10 protein-coding genes are annotated in these 13697 nt (G+C 62.5%); 7 read left to right on the forward strand and 3 right to left on the reverse strand.

Annotated features, from left to right (window positions below; translation table 11 throughout):
* Positions 1–34: 34 nt before the first annotated feature.
* On the reverse strand, positions 35–1693 hold the full coding sequence (locus AC5SSZ_RS17355) for an NAD+ synthase (RefSeq protein ID WP_495439076.1): 1659 nt from the start codon (positions 1691–1693) through the stop codon (positions 35–37).
* Between the two features lie 211 nt (positions 1694–1904).
* On the opposite strand from AC5SSZ_RS17355, the gene AC5SSZ_RS17360 reads away from it, so the two are divergent.
* Positions 1905–3350, forward strand: a complete 1446-nt coding sequence (locus AC5SSZ_RS17360; RefSeq protein ID WP_065272767.1) for a 2-isopropylmalate synthase — start codon at positions 1905–1907, stop codon at positions 3348–3350.
* A 24-nt stretch (positions 3351–3374) separates the two neighbouring features.
* On the opposite strand, the gene AC5SSZ_RS17365 is transcribed toward AC5SSZ_RS17360, so the two are convergent.
* Positions 3375–4901 (reverse strand): cryptochrome/photolyase family protein, encoded by a 1527-nt coding sequence (locus AC5SSZ_RS17365; protein ID WP_495439078.1) that lies wholly within the window; start codon positions 4899–4901, stop codon positions 3375–3377.
* Between the two features lie 357 nt (positions 4902–5258).
* On the opposite strand from AC5SSZ_RS17365, the gene AC5SSZ_RS17370 reads away from it, so the two are divergent.
* The gene (locus AC5SSZ_RS17370; RefSeq protein ID WP_065272765.1) at positions 5259–6833 is read left to right on the forward strand and encodes a 2-isopropylmalate synthase; all 1575 of its coding nucleotides are present in this window, start codon (positions 5259–5261) and stop codon (positions 6831–6833) included.
* A 120-nt stretch (positions 6834–6953) separates the two neighbouring features.
* Here AC5SSZ_RS17370 and AC5SSZ_RS17375 read toward each other — a convergent pair whose 3' ends face one another.
* A complete protein-coding gene (locus AC5SSZ_RS17375) occupies positions 6954–7748 on the reverse strand; it encodes a 23S rRNA (adenine(2030)-N(6))-methyltransferase RlmJ (RefSeq protein ID WP_495439080.1) in 795 nt (264 codons plus the stop codon).
* A gap of 275 nt (positions 7749–8023) precedes the next feature.
* Between AC5SSZ_RS17375 and AC5SSZ_RS17380 the strand changes: the two genes are divergently transcribed.
* The 5 genes from AC5SSZ_RS17380 to rodA are packed head-to-tail and all read left to right on the forward strand — an operon-like array spanning position 8024 to position 13673.
* On the forward strand, positions 8024–9070 hold the full coding sequence (locus AC5SSZ_RS17380; RefSeq protein WP_065272763.1) for a rod shape-determining protein: 1047 nt from the start codon (positions 8024–8026) through the stop codon (positions 9068–9070).
* 50 nt (positions 9071–9120) lie between these two features.
* On the forward strand, positions 9121–10062 hold the full coding sequence (gene mreC, locus AC5SSZ_RS17385; protein ID WP_495439082.1) for a rod shape-determining protein MreC: 942 nt from the start codon (positions 9121–9123) through the stop codon (positions 10060–10062).
* On the forward strand, positions 10055–10591 hold the full coding sequence (locus AC5SSZ_RS17390; protein WP_495439085.1) for a rod shape-determining protein MreD: 537 nt from the start codon (positions 10055–10057) through the stop codon (positions 10589–10591). Before mreC ends, AC5SSZ_RS17390 begins: the two co-directional genes overlap by 8 nt.
* Complete coding sequence (gene mrdA, locus AC5SSZ_RS17395; RefSeq protein WP_274827798.1) at positions 10591–12537, forward strand: penicillin-binding protein 2; 1947 nt, start codon at positions 10591–10593, stop codon at positions 12535–12537. Before AC5SSZ_RS17390 ends, mrdA begins: the two co-directional genes overlap by 1 nt.
* Positions 12534–13673 (forward strand): rod shape-determining protein RodA, encoded by a 1140-nt coding sequence (rodA, locus tag AC5SSZ_RS17400; RefSeq protein WP_065272759.1) that lies wholly within the window; start codon positions 12534–12536, stop codon positions 13671–13673. The genes mrdA and rodA overlap by 4 nt, the downstream gene beginning before the upstream one ends.
* Positions 13674–13697 lie beyond the last annotated feature (24 nt).

Below are 13697 nucleotides of genomic sequence, written 5' to 3' on the forward strand. Positions count from 1 at the left end.
CCGGACGGGCACTCTTGCTGGAAAATACGCCGGTTCAGCCCGGATCGCGCCAACGGTTTGCAATCGGGTAACGCCGGTCCAGCCAGAAGGCGCGCGGCGTCAGGCGGGTGCCCGGAGCGGACTGGAAGCGCTTGTATTCACTGATATAAATCAGGTGCTCCACCCGTTTCGCCACATCCCGGTCGAACCCGGCAGCGACGCAATCGGCAATCGAACCTTCCTCGTCCACCAGGATCGTGAGCAAGGCATCCAGGTCGGGATAATCGGGCAGGCTGTCGCTGTCTTTCTGATCCTCACGCAGCTCGGCACTGGGGGGTTTGTCGATTACATTGGGGCGGATCACCTCGCCCGCCGGGCCCATCATCCAGGGCCGGTGATTGGCATTGCGCCAGCGGCAGGTTTCAAAGACGCGGGTTTTGTAGAGATCCTTGATCGGGTTGTAGCCGCCGTTCATATCGCCATAGATCGTGGCATACCCCACTGCGACCTCGGACTTGTTGCCGGTGGTCAGCAGCATCTCACCAAACTTGTTCGACATGGCCATCAGCAGAAGACCGCGTAGGCGGGACTGGATGTTTTCCTCGGTAATGTCGGCGTCGCGCCCTTCGAACAGCGGCGCCAGCGTGTTGGTGATGGCTGCCCGCCCTTCGCTGATCGGCACATAGTCGTAATGCACGCCCAGCGCCTTGGCGACGGCTTCGGCATCTTCCAGGGATTCCGCGCTGGTATATTCCGAGGGCAGCATCACGCAGCGCACATTTTCGGCCCCGATGGCATCGACGGCAATGGCGGCGACAATGGCCGAATCCACCCCACCGGACAGACCCAGAAGCGCCTTTTTGAACCCGGTCTTGGCCATGTAATCGCGCAGGGATTCGACCATGGCGCGGTAGTCCTGCTCCCATTCATCGGGGAAATGCGCCTTCTCGCCCTCGACCGCGCGCCAGCCTTCATCGGTGCGTTCAAGATCCAGCTGGGTCACCGCCTCGTCATAAAGCGGCATCTGCAGCGCCAGCGCGCCGCCGGGGTTCAGCACGAAACTGCCACCGTCAAAGATCTGATCGTCCTGCCCGCCAACCATATTGAGGTAGATGACCGGCAGATGGGTTTCGATGCAGCGCGCCACCATCATGTTATAGCGCACCTCCATCTTGCCGCGGAAATAGGGCGAACCGTTCGGGATCAGCAGGAACTCGGCGCCGGTCTCTGCAAGCGTCTCGGCCACGTCTTCGTGCCAGCCATCCTCGCAGATCGGGCTGCCGATGCGGGTATCGTCAATCGCATAAGGCCCACCCAGCGGCCCGGCATCAAAGACGCGAACCTCGTCAAAGACGGTTTCATTGGGCAGGTGGTGTTTCAGGGTGCGCGATGCGATCCGTCCGTCCTTGAGGATCAGATAGGCATTATAGAGCTTGCCACCCTCGGCCCAGGGCGCGCCGATGGCCAGCGCGGGCCCGCCGACACAATCCTGCGCAAGCTGTTCGGCAGCCGCCATGGCGGCGCGGTGGAACACCGGCTTCATCACCAGATCCTGGGTGTTATAGCCGGTCAGGAACATTTCGGGCAGCGCCACAAGCTGCGCACCGGCCTTGCGACCTTCCTCCCAGGCCGCGTGGGCCTTGGCCGCATTGCCCGCAATATCGCCGACCGTCGGGTTCAGCTGCGCCAGAGAGATACGGAAACGGTCTGCCATGGTGGTCGTGCCCTTCGCAAAACTTCTTCTCAGCCGTTTACCAGATCCCCGGCCAAGGGAAAGAGTGCAGGCCGCAAAAGACATTGCGACAGGCCGCCCTGTCGCATAGTTTCGCAGCTGAGATGCAACATCAGGCGGTGTTCCATCCGCAGACTGGCACCGCGCCCGGCCCATTGGTCCGGCGCAGAACTAAAGGGCAGGCAGAAGTTTCATGACCCGTTTCGGCTCCGTATTCGTGATTTCAGCAGCTATGGCGCTGGCCTCTCCCCTGCAGGCGCAGGACGGTCAGGTCCTCACCACGCAGGATGAAATCGGCGGCGAATACGAAGGCACCTTTCGCGGCGGCCTGCAGCATGGCACCGGCACCTACCGGCTGCCCAATGGTTATGAGTATTCCGGCAACTGGGTCGATGGCGAAATCCGCGGTCAGGGCGTGGCGCGCTACCCGAACGGCGCCGTCTACGAAGGCGAGTTCGCCAAGGGCAAACCCGAGGGGCTCGGCAAGATCACCTTTGCCGATGGCGGCACCTATGAAGGCGAATGGACCGATGGTCTGATCAGTGGTCAGGGCATCGCGGTCTACGCCAATGGCGCGCGCTACGAAGGCAGCTTCGTCAACGGTCAGCACCATGGCAAGGGCGTGATGCGCAATCCCGGCGGTTATGAATACGCTGGCGACTGGGTTGAGGGCCGCAAGGAAGGCGAAGGCAAGATCGTCTATCCTGACGGTGCAACCTACGAAGGTGGGATCGCAGACGGTCTGTTGCATGGCACCGGCACGCTGACCATGCCCGACGGGCTGATCTACGAAGGCGACTGGGCCAACAACCAGATGCACGGCACCGGCAAGCTGACCCAGCCCAACGGCGACGTCTACGAAGGTCCGCTGGAAAACGGCCGCAGGCAGGGTATCGGCAAACAGACCCATGCCAATGGTGACGTCTATGTCGGCGAATTCCAGGATGACCTGCGCCACGGCACCGGTACCTTCACCAAGACCGATGGCTACGTCTACGAGGGCGAATGGCTGGCGGGTCAGATCGAGGGCACCGGCAAGGTCACCTATCCTGACGGCTCGGTCTACGTGGGGGAATTCCGCGATGATCTGGCTGATGGCACAGGTAAGATCACCTATCCCGATGGTTCGACCTATGAAGGCGACTGGATCGCCGGTGTCATCGAAGGCACCGGCACCGCCACCTATCCCAACGGCGTGACCTACACCGGCGGTTTCAAGAACGCCCGCAACCACGGTCAGGGCGTGATGACCTATGCCAGCGGATACCGCTATGAAGGTGAATGGCAGGACGGGCAGCGCCACGGGCAGGCCAAGGTCACCTATGCGGATGGATCGGTCTACACCGGGCAGTTTGCCAACAGCCAACGCCACGGCAAGGGCCGGATCGAGATGCCCGGCGGCTTTGTCTACGAAGGCGACTGGCAGGAAGGTAAGATCACCGGCGAAGGTGTTGCCACCTATGCCAATGGCGATGTCTACGAAGGCAGCTTCGTCAACGGCAAGCGGCAGGGCCCCGGCAAGATGCGTTATGCCACTGGTCAGGAAACCGACGGTGACTGGCAGAATGGCGCCTTGGTGACCGAAACTACTGAAACGGACGCCGCTGCGGACGACAACGCCGCCAGCACCGACAACTGATCCAGCGGCGGTCCGCCCTTCGGGTCAGACCGTACCGCCCGCCTCAAGCCCGGCCAAAAAGGCGTCAGCCTCTTCCAGAATCTGCGCGCGCTTCTCCGCATCCATCCGGTCCCAGCTGCGGTACATGTTGCCCATGCGCGGATTTGCCGAGAACCGCTCCCGGTGGCGGTCGAGGAAATGCCAGTAGAGCAGGTTGAACGGACAGGCGCCCTCCCCCACCTTGCGGCTGACGGAATAGGCGCAGGATTTGCAGTAATCCGACATGCGGTTGATATAGGCCCCGCTTGAGACATAGGGTTTGGAACCCACGATACCGCCATCAGCAAACTGGCTCATCCCGACGGTATTAGGCGCCTCGACCCACTCAAAAGCATCGGCATAGACAGCCAGATACCATTCGTGCACCTCCTGCGGATCAATCCCGGCCAGAAGCGCGAAATTGCCGGTCACCATCAGCCGCTGGATATGATGAGCATAGGCCTCTTCCCGGGTCTGCGATACCGCCTGTGACAGGCAGTGCATGCCCGTCTCAGCGCCCCAGTAAAGCGGCGGCAGCGCGTGATCATGGCCCAGCGCGTTGCGCTGCGGATAGTCCTCCCCTTCGAGGAAATAGATCCCACGCACGAATTCGCGCCAGCCAAGGATCTGCCGGATGAACCCTTCGGCGGCGTTGAGCGGCACATCACCTGCTTTCCACGCCTCTTCGGCCGCGACGCACAGCTCCATCGGCTGCAACAGGCCGATATTGAGATATGGCGACAGAACCGAATGGTAGAGCCATTTCTGCCCTGTCATCATCGCATCCTGATAGTCCCCGAACAGCGGCAGGCCATGCCGGATGAAATGCGCCATTGCCCTCAGGGCATCGGCACGGGTGACCGCGAAATGGAACGGACGCAGATCGCCGAAGTGGTCCCCAAACCGCCGCTCGACAAGGTCCAGAACCTCTTCCGTCTCGTCATCCGGGGTGAACTGCATGGGCCCTGGGGTCTTTATGTCCTTGGGCGGTGCCTTGCGGTTCTCCTGATCGTAGTTCCATTTGCCCCCGGCGGGGTTGTCACCCTCCATCAGCACTCCGGTCTTGCGCCGCATCTTGCGATAGAAATACTCCATGCGCAGTTGCTTGCGCCCCTCGGCCCAGTCGTTGAAATCAGCCCGCGTGGCAATGAACCGCGTATCCGGCTTGAGGCCGACCTTCAAAGGCAGAGACTGCAGATGCCGGATCAGCCTCCATTCCCCCGGCGTTGTGGCGATCACCTCATCAGCGCCGCTCTGGGCCGCCCGGCGCAGGATTTCCTCCGCGATGGAGCCGGTGTTTTCCGCATCGTCAAGCCGGGTATAGGCGACAGTCCAGCCCTCTGCCCGCAACTGCTCCGCAAACTTCCGCATCGCCGCGAGAATCAGCGCGATCTTCTTGGGGTGGTGACGCACATAGGTACCTTCCTCGGCAACCTCGGCCATGACGATGATGTCGGTGTCCTTGTCCGCGACCTGCAGCGCCGACAGCGACAGGCTCAGTTGATCGCCAAGAATTAGGATGAGTTTTGCCATGTGTCCTGCCTCTGCCGCACCTTCTGCCTATGGCTCATCGCCAAGGCTCTGGCGCAGCTAGGAGGAATTTCCCACAAATCAAATCTGCCCGCACCAAAGCGCTCTGCCGACCGCCAAATGGTCAGGATCACTGAGCTATTTTCGCTCTTTCCATTCGCGGCGCGCTCTGTATAACTTTGCCGCATGACAGCTCGCGCACATATCTTCGGCCCGGCCACCGCCATTTGCGGTGCGGCTCTGCGCGACCTACTGATCCTAACCCGCCTCTGAGCGTGCCATTCGGCGCGCCCGCTCAGAGGAGGAGGCTTGCGCGCCACGAGAATGGATCCAGGACAGAGTTTTAAGAAAGCTACCGACATGACGACTGCACTTGAAAAAGATCGCGTATTGATCTTCGACACCACTTTGCGCGACGGCGAGCAGAGCCCCGGCGCCACCATGACCCACGATGAAAAGCTGGAAATCGCGGGCCTTCTGGACGAGATGGGCGTCGACATCATCGAGGCCGGTTTCCCCATCGCCTCCGAAGGCGATTTCAAAGCGGTGAGCGAGATCGCCGAACGCTCCAAGAACGCCGTGATCTGCGGTCTGGCGCGCGCCAATTTCAAGGATATTGACCGCTGCGCCGAGGCCGTGCGCAAGGCTGCCAAACCCCGCATTCACACCTTTATCGGGACTTCGCCCCTGCACCGCGCCATTCCGAATCTCACCATGGATGAGATGGCCGAGCGGATTCACGACACCGTGACCCATGCGCGCAATCTCGTCGATGACGTGCAATGGTCGCCCATGGATGCGACACGCACCGAATGGGATTATCTCTGCCGGGTGATCGAGATCGCCATCAAGGCCGGCGCCACCACCATCAACATCCCCGACACCGTTGGCTATACCGCGCCGCTGGAATCGGCTGATCTGATCCGCCGCCTGATCGAAACCGTACCGGGCGCGGACGAGGTGATCTTTGCCACCCACTGCCACAACGACCTGGGTCTTGCCACGGCCAACGCTCTGGCCGCCGTCGAGGGCGGCGCGCGTCAGATCGAATGCACCATCAACGGTCTGGGCGAGCGAGCCGGCAACACCGCGCTCGAAGAGGTGGTGATGGCGCTGAAGGTACGCAATGACATCATGCCTTGGCACACGCAGATCGACACCACCAAGATCATGCATATCTCCCGCCGGGTCTCCACCGTCTCTGGCTTCCCGGTGCAGTTCAACAAGGCCATCGTCGGCAAGAACGCCTTTGCCCATGAAAGCGGCATCCACCAGGACGGGATGCTGAAGAACAAAGAAACCTTCGAGATCATGCGCCCCGAGGACGTAGGTCTTTCAGGAACCTCGCTGCCGCTTGGTAAGCACTCAGGCCGCGCGGCGCTGCGCGACAAGCTGAATAACCTCGGCTATGAGGTCGGCGACAACCAGCTCAAGGATATCTTTGTCCGCTTCAAGGAGCTGGCCGACCGCAAGAAGGAAGTCTTTGACGACGACATCATCGCGCTCATGCGTTCTGGCGAGGATGCCGAGAACGATCATCTGCAACTGGTGTCGATGAAAGTGATCTGCGGCACCGGCGGCCCGGCCGAAGCGACGCTGGAAATGGAGATCGACGGCAAGGATCTGAGCGCCACGGCACAGGGCGATGGCCCGGTGGATGCCGCCTTCAAAGCGGTGCGCGAGCTTTATCCGAACTCGGCGCACCTGCAGCTTTATCAGGTTCACGCCGTGACCGAAGGCACCGATGCACAGGCAACGGTTTCCGTCCGGCTGGAGGAAGACGGCAATATCGCCACCGGCCAGTCGGCCAACACAGATACTGTGGTTGCCTCGGCCAAGGCCTATATCAACGCGCTGAACCGGCTGATCGTGCGCCGCGGCAAGGTCGGCGAAGGCGCCGATACCCGCGAAATCTCCTACAAGGACGCGACCTGAGCGTCTGAAAGATTCGGCGCCGTGCCGCAGGCGCGGCGCCAAGCCCAACGCCTTGTCGCCCATCTCTGATGGGGGCGGCCAAGGGGGCGGGAGATCCCCCCTCCTCTACAGGTCTTAGTCTCAGCCCTGATTGAGCCTCTCGAACAGGGCCGAAATACGCGCGGCTTCCTCTTTGGCGCCAAAGGGCGCATTCACTACGAACATACCCGATCCAACCATCCGGTGCCCGGCGCGCGCCGGCGGAAAGCGCACCTCGTGGCGCAAGGCGCCCGGCAGCGCCTGCGTCTCTAGCGCGCTCAGCATCTTTTGATGCGCCCCATCTGTCAGGATCGGATACCACAGCGCGATGACGCCGACGTTCCATTTCCGGTGCAGCTTGCCGATGATGCCGGGGATACGTGCGTAATCGGATTTCATCTCATAAGACGGATCGATCAGCATGAGCCCTCGGCGCGGCGTCGGCGGTGCCAGCGACAGGGCCAGCTCGAACCCATCCTGCTGATGCACCTTGGCATGCCAGGGCCGCAGTGCCTGCCGCAGGGCAGCGTATTCCTGCGGGTGCAATTCGGCAAAATGCAGGCTGTCCATCTCGCGCAGCAGGGCCGCCGCCACCAGCGGCGATCCGGGATAGCTGGTCTCGCCAAACCGCTCGCGACAGGCATCAATGGCGCGGCTCAGCGGGTGATCCGCCGCCAGTCCGTGGTTTTCCAGCACCCGGGAAATCCCTGCGGCCGCCTCCCCCGTCTTCAGCGCCTCGGGTGCCTGCAGCTCATAGACGCCTCGCCCGGCGTGGGTTTCGATATAGCTGAGCGGTTTGTCCTTGCGGGTCAGATAGGTCAGCATCCAGGCCAGAAGCGCGTGTTTCTGGACATCCGCCAGATTTCCGGCGTGGTAGATATGTTGATAGGACAGCATGACACAGCCCCTACCCCGGTTGGCGCGCCATAGAAAGATCCTTTCGCCGATGCTGCGCCGCAAAACGCCCTGCCCGGCATCGCCCAAGAACCACCCGAATCACAGTGTTCAACATGCCCAAGGCGTGGCCAACCCCCATGTTTCACAGGCGGAAAGGCGCTAGTTGGAGGTAATCGGCCCTTTCGCGGCAGCGCTGCGCTGCTTATAAGATCTACAATGCGCGTTGGCAGCAGAGTCGCGGGCACGAACGGCAGAACTTACAGGATCCCTCATTTATGGCGCTCTTTGGAAATCTAGGCGGTCTGTTCACTTCGGACATGGCCATCGATCTCGGCACTGCGAACACTCTGGTCTATGTCAAGGGCCGCGGCGTGATCCTGTCCGAGCCGTCGGTTGTTGCCTATCACGTCAAGGACGGCGTCAAAAAGGTGCTGGCCGTGGGAGAGGACGCCAAGCTGATGCTGGGCCGCACCCCCGGCTCGATCGAGGCGATCCGCCCGATGCGCGAAGGCGTGATTGCGGACTTCGACACCGCCGAGGAAATGATCAAGCATTTCATCCGCAAGGTGCACAAACGCTCGACCTTCTCCAAGCCCAAGATCATCGTCTGCGTACCCCATGGCGCGACCCCGGTTGAAAAACGCGCGATCCGTCAGTCGGTGCTCTCCGCAGGTGCCCGCCGCGCCGGGCTGATCGCAGAGCCCATCGCAGCCGCCATCGGCGCGGGCATGCCGATCACCGACCCCACCGGCAACATGGTCGTGGACATCGGCGGCGGTACCACCGAGGTGGCGGTTCTGTCCCTTGGGGATATCGTATACGCACGCTCGGTCCGCGTCGGCGGCGACCGCATGGACGAGGCAATCATCTCCTACCTGCGCCGCCAGCAGAACCTTTTGATCGGTGAAGCCACCGCCGAGCGTATCAAGACCTCCATCGGCACCGCCCGCATGCCCGACGATGGTCGAGGCCAGTCGATGCAGATCCGCGGCCGTGACCTGTTGAACGGCGTGCCCAAGGAAATCGAGATCAGCCAGGCGCAGGTCGCCGAGGCGCTGGCCGAACCGGTGCAGCAGATCTGCGATTCCGTGATGACCGCGCTGGAAACCACCCCGCCGGATCTGGCCGCCGATATCGTCGACCGTGGCGTCATGTTGACCGGCGGCGGCGCGCTGCTGGGCGATCTGGATCTGGCCCTGCGCGAGCAGACCGGCCTTGCGGTTTCCATCGCCGACGAAAGCCTGAACTGCGTCGCCCTTGGCACCGGCAAGGCACTGGAATTCGAAAAACAGCTGCGCCACGCCATCGACTACGACAGCTGAGGCGCCCTGCCCCGCGCATGCCGGGGTGATCCACACCCGAAAGGAGTCCCTTGGCCAAAGACCGGTCACAGCGCGAAGATTATTCCGCCCCGCTGCGCCGTTTGCTGATCGGGCTGGTGTGCCTGTGCCTTGCAGCCATTTTTCTGGTCTGGCGGATCGATAGCCCAAGGGTCGAACGCTTCCGCGCGCAGCTGGTGGACACCGTTGTGCCGAATATGGACTGGGCCATGGTGCCGGTCACCGCGACGGTCAACCTGTTCCGGGACTTCCAAAGCTATCAGCGCCTTTCCGAACAGAACCAAGAGTTGCGCTCCGAGCTGCGCCAAATGCGCGCCTGGAAAGAAGCTGCGCTGCAGCTGGAACAGGAAAACGCCCGCCTGCTGGATCTCAACAACGTGCGGCTCGATCCCAAGCTGACCTATATCACCGGTGTGGTGATGGCCGACAGCGGATCGCCCTTTCGCCAGTCTGTGATCCTCAACATCGGCGCCCGGGACGGGATACAGGATGGCTGGGCCGCCATGGACGGGATCGGTCTGGTGGGACGTATTTCCGGCACCGGACAGGATACCGCGCGGGTCATTCTGCTGACTGATGCCGCCAGCGCGGTGCCCGCCACCATCCAGCCTTCGGGGCAGACCGTTCTGGTGACCGGTGACAACAGCGCTGCGCCAGTGCTGGATTTCCTTGAAAACCCCGATCTGATCCGCCCCGGCGACCGGGTCATCACCTCTGGCGATGGCTCCGTCTTTCCGCCCGGGCTGCTGATCGGTCAGGTGACCGAGGACCGCACCGGCCGTAAGCGGGTGCGCCTGTCTGCCGACTACGAACGGCTGGAATTCCTGCGGGTGCTGCGCCATCAGGGCTCTGAGGTGATCAAGGAGCCCGGCGGACTGGTTGTCCCGGCGCCGGATGCCACTGTGCCTCTCCCGCGGCCGCAAAACCTGACGCCCGAGGCCCTGTCCGCGTCCGAAGGGGAGAGCAATGGCTAGCACCTCGCCCGCGCGGATCTGGATGATGCGGATGGCCTTTCCGGCTCTGGCACTGGTGCTGATCTTCTTTCACCTGCTGCCGCTGGACACTCTGCCGCGCCGTTGGGCGCCGCCAGACCTGCTGCTGGCGCTTGCCATGGCCTGGTCACTGCGGCGGCCGGATTTCGTGCCTGTTCTGCTGCTGGGGGCAACCATGCTGGTCGCCGACATGATGTTCCAGCGCCCGCCCGGCCTTTTTGCGCTGCTGGTGGTGCTGGGCTGCGAATTCCTGAAGTCGCGAATCCCGCCGCACCGGGAAACCGCCTTTGCCGCGGAATGGCTCGCCGTCGCTTTTGTGATCGCAGGTATCGTGGTGCTCAACCGAGCCATTCTTGCTATTCTGGCCGTGGCGCAGGCACCCTTGGGCCTCACGCTGATTCAAGCCCTGCTGACGATTGCCGCCTATCCTCTGGTCGTGATCATCAGTCAAAGCCTATTGGGTGTGCGCAAACTGTCACCTGCCGAAGCCGAAGCCCTGGGAAGCCGCTGATGAAACGCAATCCGAAAGAGCTAGAGTTCAGCCACCGCAAGCTGACCCGCCGGGCGCTGCTTCTGGGCGGTTTGCAACTGGGGTTTGCGGGCGGGTTGGCGGCACGCATGCGCTATCTGCAGGTAGATCAGGCCGATCAGTTCCGGCTGCTGGCCGAGGAAAACCGGATCAATATCCGCCTGCTACCGCCAGCACGCGGTGAGATCTTCGACCGCAACGGCATCACCCTGGCGCAGAACTCGCCCTCCTATCGCATCACCATCGTCCCCGAGGACGCCGGCGATGTAGGCGAGGTGATCGCCAAACTGTCGCGGCTGATCGAAATCGACCCTGAAGATATCGAGCGCGCCATGGCCGAGATGCGCCGCTCTCCGCCCTTCCTGCCGGTAACGCTGGCCGATCAAATCGGCTGGGAGGACATCTCGAAAGTAGCGGTCAACGCCCCTGCCCTGCCCGGCATTACCCCCGAGGTCGGCCTGACGCGGATCTATCCGCAACGCGGCGCCTTTGCCCATGTGGTCGGCTATGTCGGGCCGGTCTCGGATTATGACCTCAGCAAGATGGAATCGCCGGAACCGATCCTGCGCATTCCTCGTTTCCAGATCGGCAAGGTTGGGTTTGAGGCCAAGCGTGAGGACGCCCTGCGCGGCAAGGCCGGCGCCAAGCGCGTCGAGGTGAATGCTACCGGCCGCGTCATGCGCGAGCTGGACCGGCGCGAAGGTGAGGCCGGCGCCGACATGCAACTGACCGTCGATGCCGAGTTGCAAAGCTATGTGCAGGCGCGCCTTGGCAACGAAAGCGCCGCCGCGGTGATCATCGATTGCGAGCATGGGGACACCCGCGCCATCGCCTCCTCGCCCAGCTTTGATCCCAACCTCTTTGTGCGTGGCATCTCGGTCGCCGACTATAGCCTGCTGACCGGCGACCCCTACCGTCCGCTGGCGAACAAGGCGGTGCAGGGCACCTATCCGCCAGGTTCGACCTTCAAGATGGTGACGGCGCTGGCTGCACTGGAGGAAGGGTTGATCGGCCCCGAGGAAACCGTCTGGTGCCCCGGGTATCTGGAGGTCTCCGGCCGCAGGTTCCACTGCTGGAAACGCGCGGGCCATGGGCATGTGGATCTCAACACCTCGCTGAAGCAATCCTGCGACGTCTATTACTACGATCTGGCGCTGAAGGTGGGAATCGACAAGATTTCTGCCATGGCCAACCAGCTGGGGCTGGGTGTGCGTCACGATCTGCCGATGTCGGCCGTGGCCAGCGGCCTGGCCCCGAACCGTGAGTGGAAGCAGCGGGTGCACGGGCAGGACTGGCTGATCGGCGACACTGCTAACGCCTCTATCGGGCAGGGCTATATGCTGGCCTCGCCAATGCAACTGGCAGTGATGACCGCGCGGATCGCCTCGGGGCGCAGTATCACCCCGCGTCTGCTGAAATCCATCGACGGGATCGAACAGCCTAGCGGCGGCGGCGAGCCTTTGGGGCTCAATGAAAACAACCTGCGGACCGTGCGCCGGGGCATGTTCTCGGTCAGTAACGACCGGCGCGGCACTGGCTACCGCTCACGCATCATCGCCGAAGACATCCGCATGGCCGGCAAAAGCGGCACCAGCCAGGTGCGCAATATCACCGCGGCCGAACGCGCCGCCGGGGTGATCCGCAACGAGGATCTGCCCTGGGAGCGGCGCGACCACGCGCTTTATGTCTGCTTTGCACCTTATGACAAACCCCGCTTTGCGGTTGCTGTCGTGGTCGAACACGGGGGTGGCGGGTCACGCGCCGCCGCACCCATTGCCCGCGATGTCATGTTGCAGGCGCTGTTTGATGGAACGCCGCCCCTGTCCGCCTACCCCAAGGGCGATCGCAGCCGCATCAAGGCGCAGCAGGAGCGGCTGGAACGCGAACGTCTGAAACGGGAAGAAACCGGAGGCAGCGACCGGGCATGAGTTATCTTGAAAGCCGCGCCAAATCCGTCCCCTCGGGCCTGCGCAAGATCCTGTATCTGAACTGGCCGCTGACCTTGCTGCTGGCCTCGGTCGCCGGGGTGGGGTTTCTGATGCTCTATTCCGTGGCAGGTGGGTCGTTCTCGCCCTGGGCCGAGCCGCAGGCAAAACGCTTTGCCCTTGGCATGGCGGTCATGATCATGGTGGCCATGGTGCCAATCTGGTTTTGGCGCAACATTTCCGTCCTTGCCTATCTGATGTCCATCGTGCTGCTGCTGGCGGTGGAGTTCTTCGGCACCGTCGGCATGGGTGCGCAGCGCTGGATCGACATTGGTTTCATGCGGCTGCAACCCTCTGAGCTGATGAAGATCACCCTAGTGATGCTACTAGCCGCCTATTATGACTGGCTGCCAACGGAAAAGACCTCGCGCCTGTTCTGGGTGTTGGTGCCGGTGATCATGATCCTGTTCCCGACCTTTCTGGTGCTGCGGCAGCCGGATCTGGGCACCTCGATCCTGCTGATGGCCGCCGGGGGCGGCGTCATGTTCCTGGCGGGCGTGCACTGGGCCTATTTCGCGACTGTGATTGCCGGCGCCGTTGGTCTGGTCACGGCGGTGTTCTACAGCCGCGGCACCGACTGGCAGCTGATCAAGGACTACCAGTTCCGCCGCATCGATACCTTTCTGGATCCCTCGCAGGATCCGCTCGGCGCGGGCTATCACATCACCCAGTCCAAGATCGCCCTTGGCTCGGGCGGCTGGTCAGGGCGCGGTTTCATGCAGGGCACCCAGTCACGGCTGAACTTCCTGCCGGAAAAACACACCGATTTCATCTTTACCACCCTGGCCGAGGAATTCGGTTTCATCGGCGGCTTTACCCTGCTCAGCATCTACGTGCTGATCATCGTCTTCTGCGTCGCCACCGCGCTTGCGGCGCGAGACCGGTTCTCGTCACTGGTGACGCTTGGCATCGCCATCACCTTCTTCCTGTTCTTTGCCGTGAACATGTCGATGGTGATGGGGCTTGCGCCGGTCGTCGGCGTGCCCCTGCCGCTGGTCTCCTACGGGGGCTCGGCCATGCTGGTGCTGCTCGCCGCCTTTGGCCTGGTGCAAAGCGCAAACGTCCACCGCCCGCGCTAGAACGGGCGGCCCAACCAACAACAG

Source organism: Phaeobacter sp. CC-HEC084 (assembly GCF_059429255.1).